The sequence below is a fragment of the Rhodococcus sp. SMB37 genome (assembly GCF_004345605.1).
Classification (GTDB): Bacteria; Actinomycetota; Actinomycetes; order Mycobacteriales; family Mycobacteriaceae; genus Rhodococcus.
Window position 1 is genome coordinate 132801 of the sequence record NZ_SLVY01000003.1, and the last position, 18444, is coordinate 151244.

The following is an 18444-nucleotide window of genomic DNA, read 5'->3' on the forward strand; positions in this document are numbered from 1 at the left end:
TGTCCGCGCGACTCAGTGAGGGTCGGCTCACCTCAGTACGGGAGTTGCTCCATGTCCGCTCTGGCTGCAGGCTCCGATGCACCGTCCATTGCCACTCAGCTGGTGGGGTCCGGGCTCATCGGCCTCCGCGAAGGGCTCGAAGCCGGCATCGTCGTCATGATCCTCGTAGCGTTCATCGTCAAATCCGAACGACGCGATGCCCTCAAATGGGTGTGGCTCGGCGTCGGGATCGCTGTCGCGTTGGTCGCTGCCACGTTCCTGATCATCCATTTCGGGACGAACACGCTCGACGGTCTGGCCGCCGAGATCGCGGCGGGCATCGCCTCACTCATCGCGGTCGTGATCGTCACGACCATGGTGCTGTGGATGCGTAAGGCTGCCCGGACGATCTCCGGCAACCTGAAGTCCGGCATGGAGAAGGCGCTGGTCGTCGGACCGGTCGCAGTGCTGTCCCTGTCGTTCTTCGCGGTCGGCCGTGAAGGTCTCGAAACCGCGTTGCTGATGGTCGGCTACGCCGAGAACACCGCCGGTAGCCCGTGGCCGCTCATCGGGCTCCTGCTCGGAATCGCCGCCGCCGCCGGCATCACCGTGTTGATGTATCTCGGCGCGATCCGAATCGACATGGCGAAGTTCTTCATCTTCACCGGAGCGTTCCTCGTGGTCGTGGCGGCAGGGATCCTCGGCTACGGCGTGCGTGCACTGCAGATCGGCGGGGTACTGCCCGGTGGCACGTCCCTTGCCTTCGATGTGTCCGACACCTACGACGCCGGCAGCTGGTACGGAACGGTCCTCGGCGGCATCTTCAACCTCCGCCCCGATCCGACGGTCCTGCAGTTCACCGCGTGGCTCCTGTACCTGGTCGTCGTCCTGTTCCTGTTCCTGAGGCCGCTCACGGTCGAGGAGCAGATCCGCCCGTCGCAGGCCGCCGCCACCCCCTGATTTCGCCCGTCCGCGATCCGTGTGCGCTCGCTCGAAAGGTACGAATATGCGTCGTTCCCTCTACTGCGTCAGGGCTGCCGCCCTGCTGCCGTTGGTCCTTGCCGGATGCACGGAAAAAGCGTCGCCCGACACCGATGCGATCACGGTGACGGCCACCGACACGTCCTGCGACGTATCGACGGCAGAGGGCGTCACCGGCCATTCGACCTTCGCCATCACCAACAACGGCACCAAGGTCACCGAGTTCTACGTGTTCGCCACGGGCGACCGCGCGCTCGGTGAGGTCGAGAACATCGGCCCGGGCCTGACTCGGCAGCTCATCGTCAGTATCCCCGAAGCCGGTGAGTACGAGCTCTCATGCAGGCCGGGCATGGTGGGCGACGGTGTCCGCCAGCCGATCACCGTCACCGGAGACTCCCAGGCGGCAACCGACGCCGACGGGAAACTCGCCGAGGCCGCCGACGGCTACCGCCGCTACATCCGAAGCCAGACCGAGGCGTTGGTGACCACCACCGGCGAGTTCGTTGCCGCGGTCAAGGCCGGCAATGTCGACGAAGCCAAGCGGATGTTCCCCTTGACCCGCACATATTACGAACGCATCGAGCCCGAGGCCGAAAGCTTCGGCGACCTCGATCCGCGCCTCGACCTGCGCGAGGCCGACCTCGAACCCGGTCAGGAATGGACGGGCTTCCACCGCATCGAGAAGGACCTGTGGGTCGACGGGCCCCAGCCCGACACGAACGCCATTGCCGATCAGCTCGTGGTCGACATCCAGGAGCTCGCGGACCTGGTGAATGCAGAGGACTACATGATCGATCCCACCCGCATCGCGGGCGACGCACAGGGCCTCCTCGACGAGATCTCCACCTCGAAGATCACCGGCGAGGAGGACATTTTCTCTCACACCGATCTCTATGATTTCCAGGCCAATGTCGACGGTTCGCAGGCTGCGATCGCCGCTCTGCGTCCGGTCCTCGACGAGCAGGATCCAGAACTCGGACCGGTGATCGACAGTCGGTTCGCCGACCTCGATGCAGCCCTGCAGCAGTATCGGGAAGGCGAAGGGTTCGTCTCCTACGACACGGTGACCGCACCGCAGCGTCAAGAACTGTCCCGCTTGCTCGACGCACTGTCCGCTGAAGTCAGCAAGGTTCAGGGTGTTGTTGCGGAGGCATCGGGGCAATGACCGAGAACCCGGGGATTACCCGCCGCCGACTGTTCGGCGTGGTGGGGGCCGGGGCGGTGATCGCAGGAGCGGGTGCGGTGATCGGCAGAGCCACCGCACCCGAATCCGACACGACCGACGGTGTCGTCGCGTTTCGAGGGGCACATCAGGCCGGGGTGGTCACTCCGGCGCAGGACCGCTTGCATTTCGTCGCGTTCGATGTCACCACCGACAACCGTGACGCGTTGATCGCGCTGTTGAAGACGTGGACCGAGATGGCCGACCGGATGACCGCCGGCCTCGAGGCCACGGAGGACGGTGCGACAGGCGACGGCGCCTATCGTCCACCGAGCGATACCGGTGAAGCACTCGACCTCGGCGCATCGCACCTCACACTCACCATCGGATTCGGTCCGTCCCTGTTCGACGACCGATTCGGGCTCGCCCACCTCAGACCCACAGCACTCGAAGACCTCCCGCACTTCCCGGCCGACAATCTCGACCCGACGCGTGGCGGCGGTGACATCGCCGTCCAGGCGTGCGCCGACGACCCGCAGGTCGCGGTGCACGCAATCCGCAATCTCGCACGCGTCGCGTTCGGAACCGCATCGGTGCGCTGGTCGCAACTCGGTTTCGGGCGGACCTCGTCGACGTCGACATCGCAGACGACGCCGCGGAACCTGTTCGGATTCAAGGACGGAACGAACAACCTCAAAGCCGAGGATCCTGCCGCACTCGACCGGTCGGTATGGATCGCACCCGCAGATGATCAGCCCTGGCTCGGCGGCGGCACGTATCTCGTGGCGCGACGCATCCGGATGCTCATCGAACAGTGGGATCGTGCGGTGCTCGGCGAGCAGGAAGCGGTCATCGGGCGAGACAAGAGAGAGGGCGCACCGCTCGGGAAGACCCACGAGTTCGACGAACTCGATCTCGAATCCAACGGTCCCGACGGGCCGTTCATCCCCACCACCGCGCACGTCCGGCTCGCGTCGGCGCAACATCTCGGTGGCATCGAGATCCTGCGTCGCGGTTACAACTTCACCGACGGGTCCGACGGCTTCGGCCATCTCGATGCTGGTTTGTTCTTCATCGCCTTCTGTCGCGACCCACTGACCCAGTTCGTGCCGATGCAACTCGCGCTTGCCCGGTCCGACGCTCTCAACGAATACATCCAGCACGTCGGATCGGCGGTGTTCGCGTGCCCGCCCGGTCCCGGCGAGAACGAGTACTGGGGCCAGACTCTCTTCGAGGCCTGACCTGAGGCCAGGACATTCCCCGAGTCCTGGCCCAGGCACAAATTTCGTCCGAGCGCAATGTAACGAAAAGAACACACTGGACGACACTCCTATCGAGGCATGCAGAACAAAGGGGTTCACCGTGGCACACGAGCAGTTGCTGTTCATCGGACGTCCGGACGCAAATGAGATCGCGCACTGGAGCACGCTGCGCGAACTTGCTCCGCAGCGAGGCTGGGTCTCCACCCGTAAGTTCGACCCGGGCAAGGTCGTGTGGGCGGTTGCAGCCAGCAGCGTCCTGGCCGACGAGGCGGAGGTGGTCGCCGAGGTTCGCAAGGCTCACATCCCCTGCACTAGCGCGCTCGACGCGATCAAGGACGCCTACTCGGCTGCGCATCTCTCCTCATAGAGTGCATGGTGTGGATCCGAGCCCGGGGATTCCGGGCGCGGATCCACCTCCTCGACCGACGGGCGCACCCGCCCCCTCAACGACGAGGGCTCGGCGCGCGTACGCCCGCACATCGGCATCGACATCGTCGAGGGCGCCGGTCAATGCGTCTCTCGCCTCCGGTGTCGCCGACCACTGCATCAACGACAACACAGCCGCTTTGCGCACGTCGAGATGAACATCCTCGAGCGCTCCTGCCAGCACGTCGACAGCAAGATCCGGATCGGCCCCGGCCAGCCCGCGCGCAGCGCCCTGACGCACCTGCCACGCTGATTCCCGTAGCCCCTTCACGAGCGTGCCTGCATCCTGCTCTCCACATCCGAGCGACGCGAACGCGGTCAGCGCGGCCGCCCGCACCAGCGGGTCGGTATCCTCGGCGAGCGCGCGAACGGACTCTGCGCCTCCCCTCCCGATGGTGGCGAGTCCGTGGGCGACGACGACACGGACTTCACGATTGGGGTCCGCAGACGCGTCGGCGACCGCTTTCCACTCGTCCAATGAGACCAATGCGCGGATCGCCTCGACCCGCACGCGATGATCGGGATCCGCGACCGCCTCCAGGAACTGTTCGCGCCGCCCGGCATGCCGGGAACGCAGCACGTCGACGGCCGTCGCACGAACCAGCGGATCGGCCGAGCGGAGGTATGCGGCGATCCTCTCCACCTCCGGCAGGACTTCCACGAGTTCCCGCACACCCTCGGCCGCGGTGCGGCGCACCGCCGGGCCTGGGTCTCCCAGCGCCTCGATCAGCGCCACGGAGAATCCCTCCGGTGTGTTCTCCGTCAGCACCGACACCGCGGTTGCCCGCACCTGCGGATCATCGCTCTGCAGATACGCCTGCAGGTCGGTGAGCGTGGGCTCGTCCAGGTTCAACAGTGCCACGATCTGCGGCGACACCGCCTGCTCCAGCGACACCGCCTGCTCCGGCTGCGCCGTCGCCCGCTCACGTTCGACGCTCGGGGCGCGACCGACCCGGATCTCGGGTGCCGCGATCGGAATCACCGACCGATCGACCGGCGGGAGGTGATCGTATTCGGGGACCGGCACCAGGTAGGGCGCGACCGGACGCTTGAGAAATTCCATCGACCCATCGGCTCCGCGCCGGAGGTTCAGGTGATAGCCCCATGTGCTGTCGTTCTGTTCCGGGATATCGGCGCGCTCATGATAGAGCCCCCATCGGCTCTCCGTGCGCACCAGCGAACTGCGCGCGGCCATCTCGGCGCAGTCCCTGATGAAAGCGACCTCGGCGCACCGCATCAGCTCGTGCGGTGTGCGTGCGCCCATCTCTGCGATCTCGTGGGTCATGCGATCGAACGTCTCCACCGCGATGGACAGTTTCGCGCCGGTCTTCGGCGGTGCGACGTAATCGTTGACGAACCGACGCAGCTTGTATTCGACCTGGGGCTGCGGCGGGCCATCGGGATGTCGCAGCGGCCGGTAGATCAGCTCGTGGGCCTCCGCGAGCTGGTCGGCGGGCAGATCCGTCGGCGGCGGCACGTCGTCGAGGGTGCCGGTTGCGTGTGCTCCGGCGAGGTCGCCATAGACGAATGCCCCGATCATGTAGTTGTGCGGCACGCATGCCAGATCGCCCGCGGCGTAGAGCCCCGGCACGCTGGTCGCGCCGTGTTCGTCCACCCACACACCCGACGCCGAATGCCCACTGCACAGGCCGATTTCGGAGACGTGCATCTCGATGTCGTGCGTGCGGTAGTCGTGTCCACGGTTCTCGTGGAATGTCCCGCGCGTGGGTCGCTCTGTGGTGTGCAGGATCGACTCGAGCGAATCGAGGGTTTCCTCCGGAAGGTGACTGACCTTCAGATAGATCGGTCCCCGCGCCGATTCGATCTCGCGTTGCACCTCCGAAATCATCTGCCCGGACCAGTAGTCCGAGTCGACGAATCGCTCCCCCAGCGCGTTCACCTGGTATCCGCCGAACGGGTTCGCAACGTACGCGCAGGCGGGGCCGTTGTAGTCCTTGATCAGCGGGTTGATCTGGAAGCATTCGATGCCGCTCAGTTCTGCACCCGCGTGGTAGGCCATCGAGTACCCGTCGCCGGCGTTGGTGGGGTTCTCGTATGTCCCGTACAGGTATCCGGACGCGGGGAGTCCGAGCCGGCCGCACGGTCCGGTCGCGAGGATCACCGCTTTGGCGCCCACCGCGACGAACTCCCCGGTCCGGGTGTTCAGCGCGGCCGCACCGACGGCGCGTCGACCCTGCGGGGTGTCTGCGGTGAGGACGCGCACGGGCATGAGCCGGTTCTCGATACGGATCTTCTCCCGCATGTTCCGGCGCCGAAGCACCCGGTAGAGGGCTTTCTTGACGTCCTTGCCCTCCGGCATCGGCAACACGTACGACCCCGAGCGATGCACGCGTCGCACCGCGTACTCGCCGTATTCGTCCTTCTCGAACTTCACGCCGTACTTCTCGAGTCGCTGCACCATCGCGAAGCCACGGGTGGCGGTCTGATAGACGGTGCGCTGGTCGACGATGCCGTCGTTGGCGCGGGTGATTTCGGCGACGTAGTCCTCGGGCACCGCCTTACCGGGAATGACGGCGTTGTTGACCCCGTCCATCCCCATCGCGAGGGCACCCGAGTGCCTCACGTGCGCCTTCTCGAGCAACAGCACGTTCGCGCCGTTCTCGGCGGCGGTGAGCGCGGCCATCGTTCCGGCGGTGCCGCCTCCGATCACCAGCACATCGCAGTCGAGCCGCACAGCATCATCAAGATCCGGTATGTCCATCGGTGTTCTCCTCAGTGCTCGAGCGCGGCGAGCAGTGCGCTGCGCACGGCGCGTGTGTCGGGACGGTCCGCTGCGTCGGCCACGCGCGGGTGCGGGACGTCGAGGAGTTCGCGTAGCTCTCCGCCTCGTCCCAGCACGGCCGCGCGGTCGCCGAGCAGCACCGCCTCGTCGACGTCGTGAGTGACGAAGACGACGGTGGTCGGGTGGGTGCGCCATGTGTCGATGAGCAGGCGCTGCATGGCGCCGCGTGTCTGGCTGTCGAGGGCTCCGAACGGTTCGTCCATCATCACCGCGCGTGGCGCTCCGGCCAGCCCCCGTGCGAGTTGGACGCGTTGACGCATGCCGCCGGACAATGATTTCGGTAGGTAGTCGCCGAATCCGGTGAGACCGACTTCCTCGATCCACCTGTCGGCTGCCTCGCGTCGACCCGCTCGCGGTTCGCCGCGCAGCGACAGTGCGAGTTCTATGTTGCTGCGGACGGTGCGCCATGGCAGCAGTGCGTTGTCCTGGAAGACGACGGCGCGGTCGCGGTCGGTTCCGGTGACGGGCATTCCGTCCGCGCGCACTTCTCCGGAGTCCGGGACGAGCAGACCTGCGAGTGCACGCAGGACCGTCGATTTACCGCAGCCGGACGCTCCGGTGAGCACGAGGATCTCGCCTGGTCGTACCTCGAGGGACAGCCGCCGAACGACGGGCGTGCCCGTGTAGGAGAGGGTGACGTCGTCCAGGTCGAGGGTCATTCCGCTGATCACACTGTTGACGTCCTCCCGGCCGTGAACAACCGGGATTCCTCCTGAGGCGCTGCGCGCCACTCCGGTGGGTTCCTGTTTCACAGGGGCTCGCTTCCCGCTAGACGGAAAGACTGACAGCCCCTCCGCAGGCGTTTAACCACTCCGCACGTCCTGCGGCGTGGATGTTCTTCGCAGCGTTGACGTCGCGGTCGTGGACCGCACCACACGCCGCGCACTGCCACTCCCGAACCGAGAGTGGTTTCGGCCCGTCGAGTACCCCGCACGTCGAGCAGATCTGACTCGACGGGTAGAAACGGTCCACCTTCACGAAGACGCGCCCATACCGGGCGGCCTTCTCCTCCACCATCCGAGTGAACATGCCCCACCCGGCATCGTGCACCGACTTCGCCAACCTCGTTCGCGCCAGCCCGGTGACACACAAGTCCTCGACGAACACCGCTTGGTTCTCGCGGACGATCGCCGTGGACTGCTTGTGCGCCCAATCCTTGCGGGCATCGGTGACCTTCGCGTAAGCCTTGGCGACGCGGATACGTGCCTTGGCCCGATTCTTGCTGCCCTTGTCCTTGCGGGACAAGGCTTGCTGCGCCTTCTTCAACCGCCGTTCGGCCTGGCGGAAGAACTTCGGGGACTCGATGACCTTCCCATCCGAGAGCACCGCGAACGTCGTCAAACCCAGGTCGATCCCCACCTCCGCATCGCATTCCGGTAACGGATCGTCGGTCGTTTCGACCACGAACGACGCGAAATAACGACCCGCCGCGTCCTTGATGATCGACACACTCGACGGTACCGACGGCAACTCCCGCGACCACGCCACCTCCACCTCGCCGACCTTGGCGATATACAACTTCCGGTTGCCTCGGATACTGAAGCCGTTGCGGGTGAGCCGGATCGCCTGCCGAGTGTCCTTGCGGGACCGGAACCGCGGCGCCCCGACCTTGCGCCCCTTCCGCTTCCCGGTCAGTGAATCGAACCAGTTCCGGTACGCACGCCGCGCATCCTGGCAGGCTTGGATCAACACCACCGACGCCACCTCGGAAAGCCATACCCGCTGCGGGGTCTTCTTCGCTGCGGTGACGACCTGCTTCTGCACGTCGGTGTCCGAGAGTGTCACCCCGGCCGCATACGCGTCCTGGCGGGCGCGCAGCGCATCGTTGAATACCACCCGCGCGCACCCGAACGACCGGGCCAGCATGTTCTGCTGGCCGGGCGTCGGGTAGACGCGGTACTGGTATCGAAGTTGCACAGCGGGACCATAACCACGAGCACCGACATGATTGATGCGCTATCCCGGCCTTGAAGGACCAGGCTTGCGCGCTACGTTCTCCGGTCATCGCTGTTCTTCTCCTCGTGGCAGCCACCGGGTGACTCGGCGGCCGAGCAGTTCGACCGCGCCGGACGTGACGAAGCCGAGCACTCCGATGGTGATCATCCCGACGAACACTCCGGGGTAGTCGACGATCGTGTACGCCTGCCACGTGCGGTAGCCGACGCCGAGACGTCCGGAGATCATCTCTGCGGAGATCACGCAGATCCACGCCACTCCGAGCCCCACGGACAGTCCGGAGAACACACCCGGGAGGATTCCGGGGAGCACCACACGTGCCAGCACATCCCACCGGCTTCCGCCGAGTGTGCGCACCGAGTCCTCCCACAGGGTCGGCAGTGCACGCACCGCATGCCGGGTGCTGACCATGATCGGGAAGAACGCGGCGACGAAGGTGATGAACACGATGCCGGCTTCGTCACTGGGAAACAGCAGGATCGCGACGGGCACCACCGCGATCGCCGGGATCGGGCGGGCCAATTCCGCAAGCGGTCCGATGGTGTCTGCGGCGATGGCCGAACGCCCCAGTGCCACACCGACGATCACTCCGATAATGGCGGCGAGACCGAATCCCGTGAGGATGCGGAGGAGTGATTGAGCCAGATCGAGGTAGAACAGGTCGCCGCGCAGTTGCGCGCCGAAGGCTGCGAGGACGTCCGTGACGGTCGGCAACGTATCGAACCGCAGCCAGACACGGACGTCGTGTGCGGTGAGGAGCTGCCACACTCCGACCGCGGCCAGCACGGACACACCGCGCAACAGGCGTGAGCGCCATCGGCTCGTCGTCGGTGTGTCGACGGCCTCCTGTTCTGCGAGGCCGGTGGGTGTATCGACGACAGCGGTCACGGTCGCACCTCGTTCACGGCGGTGTCGTAATCGACGACGGTGGCGGTCGGGTTGGTCGCGAGATACCGATCGACCGCGGCGTGAGTGATGAACGGGAAGTAGGTTTCCCCGTCGCGGACCCACAGCGCTTTGTCAGCAAACCAGCGGGTGCCCAGTTCCGCGTCCGGAACGTATGCGGCGCGGATCGTCTCACCGGCTGCTCGCGCGTGCTTGACCGCACGCAGCAGGCACGTCGGGTCGGCCGCGACCTGGGTCGTGTCGGCACCGTCGAACCAGATCTCTCCTGCCAAGGCCGGGTCGGTCGCATCGGAACCGCACACCGGGTCCGCGCCGGTGACTTCGGCGGGATTGCCCGTCTGCGCGAGGGTGGCGTCGTAGTCGAGTCCTTCGGCCTCGAATGCGGTGCGCAACGGGCCGTCGTCGACGAATCCGTCGATCGACAGTTCCTCGAATTCGCCGATCGACTTCAGGTACGGCACATCGCGTTTCAGTGCGTCGACCAGATGCGGTTTGAGGGTGGTGTCGAACGACGTGCCACCCGGGCCGTTGTACAGGTACACGACTTCCTGCGGCAGGCCCGAGTCCTCGGCGACTATTCGTGAGGCTTCCAACGGTTCCGTCTGGATGAACCGGGTCGCGTCGAGCTGTGCGCGCAGGAAGGCATCGAGCACTTCGGGATGGTCGGCTGCGTAGTATTCGCGCACCACCACACCGTGCAGCGTCGGGACGTTCAGCTCTGCTCCGTCGTACAACAGCTGCGCTTTGTCCTGGAACACCAACAGCCCGGGCCAGGCCACGAACTGCGACAACGCCGCCACCTGTCCGGATTCGAGCGCCGAGGAGCCGACCTGGGGCTGCTGATTGAGGACCTCGACATCGGTGTTCGGATCGACTCCGGCACGATCGAGCGCCTGGACCAGGGTCCCGTGACCCGCAGACCCGACGCTGGCCGAGATCTTCTGCCCGGCCAGGTCGGTGAGGCTTCTCACGGGCGACTCCGGTGGCACGACCACCATATTGAGGGCGCCCTTGGGGTTGTATCCGGTGACCGAGACGATCTCGGTTCCCGCATTCGGATTCGATTGTGTCCGAGACCCGTTGATGAGCATCGGATAGTCGCCCATCGACCCGATGTCGATCTTCTCGGCAACCATCTGCGCGGTGATGGGGGCGCCGGTGTCGTAGTCCTGCCATTCCACCGTGTACTCGACCCCGGTCGAGTCCGTGATCGTCTGCAGCCTCTGTTCGAGATAGCCCTGGGCGCGCAGCAATGTGCCTGCAGTGACGGTGTTGATGGTCTTCGACTGGTACCCGACGACGACCCGGACGGTGTCGTCGGATGCACCCGTGTTCTCGAGGGAGCAGGCGGCGGTCGTCGAGACGGCAGCAACGAGCGCGAACGCCGTAACAGTGCGCTTCATGTGGTTCATCCGTTCGGATCAGCGGAGGAGATAGGGCATGTTCACGGTGACCGCGCCGGTGGGGCAGCGCGCGGCGCACGGACCGCAGTACCAGCACTCGTCGACGTGCATGAATGCCTTCCCGTTCTCCGGGTTGATGGCGAGTGAGTCGAGAGGGCAGATCTCGACGCACAGCGTGCATCCTGTGATGCACAGTGACTCGTCGATGGTGACGGGTACGTCGGCGCGCTGATTGATCAAACTCATGTGGTGATCTCCCACCCTGTCGGTTCCGGCCTGCGGGCAAGACTGCCGCGCATCGTGATTCGATCTCCGCGCATGCGGATGTACTCGAGGTCTACGGGACGCCCGTCGTCCAGCGCTGTGAGGCGTTCGAGCAGCAGGAGCGCCGCGTGCTCGGAGGTCTGCAGGAGCGCAGCGGAATGGGCATCCGCGGTGACCGCTTCGAGCCCGAGGTCCGCTCCCCCGAGTGGCCGGTCGCAGATCTCCTCGATGAGCGCGAACACGTCATTGCATTCGAGGTCGCGTTCGAGCAGTTCGGTTCCGATCTCGGGCTCGAGGTAGGTCTGGTCGAGACTCAGGGGCAGATCACCGAGATAGCGGAGTCGTTCGACGTAGACGACGGGACTGCCCGGGTCCAGTTGCAGGCGACGGGCAACAGCCGGGGGCGCGGTGATGACCGATGCGGCCCTCACCTCGTTGCGGACCTCACCGTAGCCGCGCAACGTCTCCTTCAGACCGAGCAGTGCGTCGAGCCCGTGTTCGTACTTGCGCCCGACGACGTGGGTTCCCACTTTCGGCGCCCGATCGATCAGACCCTCGTCCTTGAGCAGGGACAGTGCGGCGCGGATTGTGTTGCGGGATGCCCCGAACTCGTGCGCGAGGTCCTGTTCGCCAGGCAATGCCGATTCGTACGCGCCGCCGTGGATCTGCCGGCGCAACACGTCGGACACCTGTCGCGCCCGGTCGGAGCGTGGTTGGCGCAGCCGCGCGACGTCACTCATAATCTGTTCCCCCGAGAAGTTCGATTCGGACGAAACAGGACGATATCGCCGACGGCATCGAGCCCGGATCCGACGGCAAGTGACCGTATCGAGCCGCGGGACATTGCGCCGGTAAGGGTTCCGGATCGATAGAGGTACCCGGACTCACAGTCCGGTATTACGCCACCTCGCCATGCATTCCGCGAGTTCGAATCACGCTGATCCGAATTCGTCGAGTGCCGAGAGAGATCGCCCCCACTTCCGGAACGAGAGGTTTTTCGATCCGTAGCACGCGGGAAACCACTGTGGCCGTAGTTCGAATCGTCACGATTTCAACTGTGGACCTCGGTAGCCGACCTGCCCGAGGATGGTGCGGTTGAACATCTCGAAGGTACGGCCCGGATCGTCCGGCCAGGAGGTTCCGGTATGAGTTTCACCGCGCAGACGCCTGTGCAGGAAACGGACAAGGTGACGCCCGACATGGGCGACGCACCTCAGCATCGCCGATCCGGGCAACTACGCCGTATCGGCGGGCGTGTGCTCGCGCTGGTCGTGTTCCTGCTCGCATGGTGGGCAGTCACTGCCGCCGGCCTGATCAAACCCCTGTTCCTGCCCTCCCCGGGCGCGGTGTGGGACGCATTCGTCCAGGCCAACACATGGCACCGGGTCGCGCCGGGGGTCGATCGCCTCGTTCAAGGCGAGCAGGGCTACTTCCTGTGGGAACACCTACTCGCAAGCTGTCAGCGCATTTTCGCCGGTGTAGGTGCAGCCATCATCGTCGGCCCGCTCCTCGGGTTCGCGATGGGCATGTGGCGGCCACTGAATACGCTGCTCGAGCCCTATCTGAACTTCCTGCGCGCACTGCCGCCGCTCGGCTATATCGGCCTGCTGATCGTGTGGTTCGGCATCGGCGACACATCGAAGATCTGGTTGCTGTTCCTCGCAGCATTCCCCGCGATCACGATCGCGACCATCAACGGAGTCCATTCGGTCCCCCGCGATTACATCAATGCGGTCCGGTCACTCGGCGCCAACCGGCTCCAGGTCCTCGCCCACGTCGTGCTCCCGTCGACCGCGCCGGAGGTTCTCACCGGGATCCGCATCGCCGTCGGGTTCGCGTGGACCACCGTGGTCGCAGCCGAACTGAACAACGGAATCCCCGGTATCGGTGGTCTCGCCTATCTTTCCGGTACACAGCTCGACACGCCACTGACGATCGCGTGCATCGTCGTCATCGGCATCACCGCTCTGGTTCTCGACGCACTCATCAAATGGATCGGCGTGCTGGCCGTGCCGTGGAAAGGAAAATCGTGAAACGCACAGTCCTGTACGTCTCAGCGGCCATCGCGGCCACTGCCCTCCTGTCGGGTTGCGTATCGTCCGATCGTGAGACCTCGCCCAGCGGCGACACGTCCTCCGACTCGCAGGCCTGCCCGTTCGAGGTCGACGAATCCGTCACCACCGACGCGCGCATCGCGTTCCAGGACATCCCCAACGGCGACCTGCTCGTCAAGGATACCGGCATTCTCGAGGCCTGCCTCCCCAACGCCACGATTTCGTGGAACCGTTTCGCATCGGGCGGCGACGTGGTGCAGGCGTTCGGTTCGGGCAGTGTCGATCTCGGGCTGCTCGGGTCCAGTCCAGCCACGAAGGCATTGTCGGCGCCGCTGAACATCGGCATGCAGGTCATCTGGATCCACGACGTGATCGGCGCCGCCGAATCATTGGTCGTCCGCGACCCCGCGATCACCTCGGTCGAACAGCTCGCCGGTAAGACGATCGCGACGCCGTTCGCGTCGACCGCGCACTACAGTCTTCTCGCCGCTCTGGATCGGGCGGGCATCACCGACCAGGTCACGCTCGTCAATCTCGCCCCGGATGCGACGGTCGCAGCGTGGCAGAGCGGGGAGATCGACGGCACCTGGATCTGGGAGCCCACCCTGTCGCAGCTCACCGACGGACACGTGCTGCTCACCAGCGCCGACACCGCCGCCGAGGGTGTTCCCACCTTCGACCTCGCCGGTGCGACCCGCGATTTCGTCGAGAGCAACCCCGAGTTCATGGAGACCTGGACGCGCGCGCAGGACTGGGCCGTCGAGCAGCTGCTCACTGATCCCCAGGAAGCGTCCGTCGCACTCGCGGTGCAGCTGGGCATCACCCCCGACGAGGCAACTCAGCAGCTCGAGGGGCTCGAGTTCCTTCGCGCCTCCGACCAGGCTTCACCCGAGTACCTCGGCGGCGCGATGGCAACCAACCTGCAGTCCACCGCGGAGTTCCTGCTCAGCCAGGGCGAGATCACCGAGGTCAGCGCACCCGAAACATACAGCAACGGTGTGTACGTCGACGCAGTGAACGCGGTCGCGGAACAGTGACCGGCACACGGACGGCCCCCGGCCGAGTCGAATTCTCCGGGGTCTCGAAGGCGTACGGCGACGGAGCCACCGCGGTGCGCGCGGTCGACACCACCGACCTGACGATCGAGCCCGGCGAATTCGTGTGTCTGGTCGGGCCGTCCGGGTGCGGAAAGACGACCGTGCTCCAGATGCTCGCCGGTTTCGAGCAGCCCACGAGCGGATCGATCCGCATCGGTGACGACGTCGTCACCGGCCCCGGACCCGAACGTGGGGTCGTGTTCCAGAAACCCAATCTCTTCCCGTGGAAGTCCGTGCGCGCCAACGTCGAACTCGGACCGCGCCTGCGCGGGGCGTCGAAGGAGGATCGTCGCGCGCGGGCCGAGGACATTCTCGAGATGGTCGGGCTGGCCGATTTCGCTGATCGCCGCACCTACGAACTGTCGGGTGGTATGCAGCAACGCGCCCAGATTGCACGGGTGCTCGTCAACGATCCCCGCATCATCCTGATGGACGAGCCGTTCGGCGCGCTCGACGCGTTGACCCGCGAGAAACTGCAGCTCGAGTTGCTCAGCATCTGGCGCGAGCACCACCGCACGGTCCTGTTCGTGACGCACAGCGTCGACGAGGCCGTGCTTCTCGGCACCCGGGTGCTCGTGATGAGCGCCCGCCCCGGCCGGATCATGCAGGACATCCCGATCGAACTTCCCGAGGACTCCACGGACGAGCGACGGTCGGCCACCGTGCGCACGTCCACGGAGTTCGCCGCATACAAGGAGACGATCGCAAGCGCGATCTACCACGCGCACAGCTGATCACACCACGAAACCCGGCCGCGTCCTCGCTCGAGGACACGGCCGGGTTCGAGTCTCGATCAGAGGGCGAACGCAGGCTTGCGGTCGGCACCGACTCGATCCGGATGCGTCCACAGTCCTCTGCTCTCGAGGATCGGCAGCACACCTTCGCCGAACCAATATGCCTCTTCGAGATGCGGCACGCCCGACAGCACGAATTCGTCGACGCCCGCCGCCCGGTATTCCTCGATCAGCGACGCCACCTCGGTGTGGCTGCCGACCAGTGAGGTCCCGGCGCCACCGCGCACCAATCCGACTCCGCTCCACAGACCCGGGTGGATCTCGAGGGTGCGGGCACCACCGTCGTGGCGTCGTGCGCTGCCGTGCAGTTCGCTCATGCGACGCTGGCCTTCGGATTCACTGGCCGCGAGGCCGGCCTGTGCGAGCGCGATGTCGTCGGGGTTCATGTCGTCGAGCAATCGTTGAGCTTCGTCCCACGCCTGCTCGGAGGTGTCGCGGCTGATCGTGTGCAGGCGGACGCCGAAACGCAGCGTACGGCCGAACTCGGCTGCCGCGGCCCTGACCCGTGCGATCTTCTCCGCAACCTGGGCCGGTGGCTCACCCCACGTCAGGTATACATCGGCGTGCCGGCCGGCCACCGGAAGCGCCGCGGGCGACGACCCCCCGAAGTACACGGTCGGTGTCACGGCCGGGGTCTTGTCGAGCCGTGCGCCCTCGACGTGAACGTGCTTGCCCTCCAACGACACCAGATCGCCGCGCCAAAGCCCCCTCACCACGCTGAGGAACTCGTCGGTGCGCCGATACCGTTCGTTCTTCGGCTGGAAATCGCCGTACGCACGCTGTTCGCTGCTCTCACCACCGGTGACGATGTTGATCAGCAGTCGCCCGTCGGAGTGCTCCTGGTATGTCGTGGCCATCTGCGCGGCCAGCGTCGGCGACAACGCGTCGGGACGGAACGCCACGAGGAACTTCAGTCGCCGGGTCTGCGGCACCAGCATCGCCGTGGTGACCCACGCATCCACGCACTGCAGGCCCGTCGGGGTCAGCGCGGCCTCGAATCCGAGCTGCTCGGCGGTACGGGCGACCTGGCCGAGATAGTCGAGGGTCGCGGGACGGTCGCCGGCGTTCGCGCGCAGGTCGGCGCCGTGCCCACCGCCGACGATCGAGCGGCTGTCGCCGGAGGTGGGCAGGAACCAGTGGAAGGACAGAGACATGAGAGGAATCCTCGAGGTGTGGGAACCGAGCAGGCATCGTCTTGCCCGATCACCACGGTGATCGAGCGGAGCCTACGTTCGACAGCGCTCGGTGCCGGTGCGACACAGGTCCACATAGAGCCGCCAGCTGTGCCAGACCGTGCGCAGCGACGCGGGCTGCGGTCGATCGGTGGCGGACATGGCTGTGACCTCTGTGTTGTGCTGCACGGACGATCACGACGATACCAGGCGCGGTGGGGGCGCACCACGCGGAAGCTCGGGCCCCACCGCGACACGAGATCCCGCGACCCGTCCACTCCCCCAACCGATCTGCGCCCGATATTGCCCGATCTGATCGCCGTCATTGCCCTGCGCCTCACGTGGTGTCGACTGCGGATGCACGAACAGCGCGTCGGTCGGGCAATACGCCTCGCACATGAAGCAAGTCTGGCAATCATGCTGCCGCGCGATCGTCGGGATTCCCGACTCGGTGCGATCGAATACGTCGGTCGGGCACACGTCGACGCACTTGTCGCAGCCGATGCACGCATCGGCCAGCAGGATCTCGATCACGATGCCACCAACACCGAATTGCGCACCGGAGCGGTCCGCGTCCACACCTCGTCGAGGCCCCCGGTGAGAATGTGATGATGCTGGGCCGGATCGAGATCCGGATGATCCGCGCGTTTGCTCATACCGCGAGTCTCGGTGCGGGCCGATGCGGAGTGGTAGGCCCAACGGCCGACGGCCGTGATCGCCGCAGCCTGTCTCGCCCGGATACGGTCCGTGCCAACGCCCGGAGTAAGGCCGAATGCGAGTGCCGTCCACAGTGATTCGAGCTCGTCGATCGATTCTTGCAGTCCCACGCCGTTCCGAAAGAGGTTCTTCTCGTACGGAATCAGCTCGGCGCGCGCCGCCGCGAGCACTGCAGCGGCGTCGAGCTCGGTGCGCTGGGCCGGTCGCAGCCCAGCGCGACCGGCCCCGTGCAGGTCACGAGCCCGCACCCCGGCGACGTGTCGCGCGAACTGGGCCGCCCCCCGCCCGGCCCAGCTTCCCGACGACATCGCCCACGCCGCGTTGTGGCTACCACCCCCGGTGAAGCCACCGCAGATGCGTTCGCGGGTCGCGGCGTCCCCCGCTGCATACAACCCGGGTACCGAGGTCGCGCACGTATCGTCGACGACGTCGATGCCGCCCGTACCACGCACGGTCCCCTCGGCGAGCATCGTCACCTCGAACTTGTCGGTGAACGGGTTGATTCCTCGCCGGTCGAACTGCAGGAAGAAGTTCGGCTGGCCGAGCCGCATCTGTCGCTGCACCTCGGCGTCCGCCCTATCGAGCTGAGCCGATACCGGCTCGCTCTGCAACGTCTTCGCGATGATCGAACGCCCCTTGCTGGATCCCGCGCCCTCGAGCACGCTGCCGTCTGCGTGGAAGAAGGTCGCGTAGCCGTAGTACGCGGTCTTGGTGATCGTCGAACCCGCTGCCGCAATCCCGTAGGCGTTGGCGAATTCCATACCGGAGAAGGAGGCGCCCACCTCGGCGGCCATGAGGGCGCCGTCGCCGGTGTCGACATTGGTACCCAACGCACCGGACAGAAACGCGCAACCTCCACTGGCGATCACCACCGCCCCCGCCGTGATCCGGTAGTCGCGATCGGCCTGCCGCTGGTATCCGGCGGCGCCGCGCACGACCCCGTCGCGGTCGACCAACAGCTCCAGCGCCGGTGAGTGATCGAGGATGCGGACCCCGAGCCGCTGGACCCACGCCCGCATGCGCCGCATGTATTCGGGGCCCTGTACACCGGTGCGGATCCGGTGTCCTGTGTCGGGGTCGACCGGGAACGGATAGCGCCCCTCGTCGCCGAGAAGGTGCATGTTCTCGTAGGTGCGGTCGAGCACGCGGTCCATCCACGCGTGGTCGGCCAGATACCCGCCGAGCGCTTCCCTGCTCGCTTTGGCTTTCGCCCGCTGCTCCGGGTCAGGTGCGATGTACCAGACTCCGGTTCCGGACGGTGCTGTGGCGCCGCTGGTTCCGCAGTATCCCTTGTCGACGAGGATCACGTCGGCACCGGCCTTGCGCGCATTCAGTGCGGCCCAGGTGCCGGCGGGCCCGCCTCCGATGACGAGGACGTCGGTGGCCAGATCGAGAGGTTCGGTCATGACGAAGATCATTCCGATCCCGCGCCCGGCCCACCACGTCTGAAATCAGCGTGATGCTAAAG

General features: G+C 66.0%; 17 protein-coding genes. 7 read left to right on the forward strand and 10 right to left on the reverse strand.

The genetic code is table 11. The annotated features are described in order from the left end of the window. The first annotated feature begins 51 nt into the window (after positions 1 to 51). The 4 genes from efeU to EV641_RS06390 all read left to right on the forward strand — a co-directional run bounded on the left by efeU (position 52) and on the right by EV641_RS06390 (position 3751). Positions 52 to 939, forward strand: a complete 888-nt coding sequence (gene efeU, locus EV641_RS06375; protein WP_132471186.1) for an iron uptake transporter permease EfeU — start codon at positions 52 to 54, stop codon at positions 937 to 939. Positions 940 to 985: 46 nt separating this feature from the next. Continuing rightward, on the forward strand, positions 986 to 2125 hold the full coding sequence (efeO, locus tag EV641_RS06380) for an iron uptake system protein EfeO (RefSeq protein WP_132471187.1): 1140 nt from the start codon (positions 986 to 988) through the stop codon (positions 2123 to 2125). Then, the gene (efeB, locus tag EV641_RS06385; protein WP_132471188.1) at positions 2122 to 3363 is read left to right on the forward strand and encodes an iron uptake transporter deferrochelatase/peroxidase subunit; all 1242 of its coding nucleotides are present in this window, start codon (positions 2122 to 2124) and stop codon (positions 3361 to 3363) included. Before efeO ends, efeB begins: the two co-directional genes overlap by 4 nt. Before the next feature lie 121 nt (positions 3364 to 3484). Beyond that, complete coding sequence (locus EV641_RS06390) at positions 3485 to 3751, forward strand: hypothetical protein (protein ID WP_054715804.1); 267 nt, start codon at positions 3485 to 3487, stop codon at positions 3749 to 3751. Here EV641_RS06390 and EV641_RS06395 read toward each other — a convergent pair. From EV641_RS06395 to EV641_RS06425, 7 genes are all read right to left on the reverse strand, one after another. Continuing rightward, positions 3746 to 6532, reverse strand: coding sequence for a fumarate reductase/succinate dehydrogenase flavoprotein subunit (locus tag EV641_RS06395; protein ID WP_132471189.1), 2787 nt, complete (start codon positions 6530 to 6532; stop codon positions 3746 to 3748). The genes EV641_RS06390 and EV641_RS06395 overlap by 6 nt on opposite strands. Positions 6533 to 6543: 11 nt before the next feature. After that, positions 6544 to 7272, reverse strand: coding sequence for an ABC transporter ATP-binding protein (locus EV641_RS06400; protein WP_132471363.1), 729 nt, complete (start codon positions 7270 to 7272; stop codon positions 6544 to 6546). A gap of 109 nt (positions 7273 to 7381) precedes the next feature. After that, positions 7382 to 8530, reverse strand: a complete 1149-nt coding sequence (locus EV641_RS06405) for an RNA-guided endonuclease TnpB family protein (RefSeq protein ID WP_132471190.1) — start codon at positions 8528 to 8530, stop codon at positions 7382 to 7384. Between the two features lie 84 nt (positions 8531 to 8614). Continuing rightward, entirely contained in the window at positions 8615 to 9457 is an 843-nt protein-coding gene (locus tag EV641_RS06410; RefSeq protein WP_132471191.1) for an ABC transporter permease, read from the reverse strand. Next, positions 9454 to 10878, reverse strand: coding sequence for an ABC transporter substrate-binding protein (locus tag EV641_RS06415; protein ID WP_132471192.1), 1425 nt, complete (start codon positions 10876 to 10878; stop codon positions 9454 to 9456). The genes EV641_RS06410 and EV641_RS06415 overlap by 4 nt, the downstream gene beginning before the upstream one ends. Positions 10879 to 10896: 18 nt before the next feature. Then, positions 10897 to 11124 carry a ferredoxin family protein gene (locus EV641_RS06420; RefSeq protein WP_054715267.1) on the reverse strand — a complete coding sequence of 76 codons (228 nt, stop codon included), beginning with the start codon at positions 11122 to 11124 and terminating at the stop codon, positions 10897 to 10899. After that, a complete protein-coding gene (locus EV641_RS06425) occupies positions 11121 to 11882 on the reverse strand; it encodes a GntR family transcriptional regulator (protein ID WP_054715269.1) in 762 nt (253 codons plus the stop codon). Before EV641_RS06425 ends, EV641_RS06420 begins: the two co-directional genes overlap by 4 nt. Before the next feature lie 459 nt (positions 11883 to 12341). Between EV641_RS06425 and EV641_RS06430 the strand changes: the two genes are divergently transcribed. The 3 genes from EV641_RS06430 to EV641_RS06440 all read left to right on the forward strand — a co-directional run bounded on the left by EV641_RS06430 (position 12342) and on the right by EV641_RS06440 (position 15027). Next, positions 12342 to 13175 carry an ABC transporter permease gene (locus EV641_RS06430; protein WP_054715288.1) on the forward strand — a complete coding sequence of 278 codons (834 nt, stop codon included), beginning with the start codon at positions 12342 to 12344 and terminating at the stop codon, positions 13173 to 13175. After that, a complete protein-coding gene (locus EV641_RS06435; protein WP_158289125.1) occupies positions 13172 to 14233 on the forward strand; it encodes an ABC transporter substrate-binding protein in 1062 nt (353 codons plus the stop codon). The genes EV641_RS06430 and EV641_RS06435 overlap by 4 nt, the downstream gene beginning before the upstream one ends. A 74-nt stretch (positions 14234 to 14307) precedes the next feature. After that, on the forward strand, positions 14308 to 15027 hold the full coding sequence (locus tag EV641_RS06440; protein ID WP_241996906.1) for an ABC transporter ATP-binding protein: 720 nt from the start codon (positions 14308 to 14310) through the stop codon (positions 15025 to 15027). Positions 15028 to 15086: 59 nt separating this feature from the next. Here the strand turns inward: EV641_RS06440 and EV641_RS06445 are convergent, their stop codons facing one another. From EV641_RS06445 to EV641_RS06455, 3 genes are all read right to left on the reverse strand, one after another. Further along, the gene (locus EV641_RS06445) at positions 15087 to 16241 is read right to left on the reverse strand and encodes an LLM class flavin-dependent oxidoreductase (RefSeq protein WP_132471196.1); all 1155 of its coding nucleotides are present in this window, start codon (positions 16239 to 16241) and stop codon (positions 15087 to 15089) included. A gap of 213 nt (positions 16242 to 16454) precedes the next feature. Continuing rightward, positions 16455 to 16793 carry a ferredoxin family protein gene (locus tag EV641_RS06450; RefSeq protein ID WP_132471364.1) on the reverse strand — a complete coding sequence of 113 codons (339 nt, stop codon included), beginning with the start codon at positions 16791 to 16793 and terminating at the stop codon, positions 16455 to 16457. Beyond that, positions 16790 to 18382: an FAD-binding protein gene (locus tag EV641_RS06455; RefSeq protein WP_132471197.1), complete on the reverse strand. Its 1593-nt coding sequence runs from the start codon at positions 18380 to 18382 to the stop codon at positions 16790 to 16792. Before EV641_RS06455 ends, EV641_RS06450 begins: the two co-directional genes overlap by 4 nt. Positions 18383 to 18444: the final 62 nt, after the last annotated feature.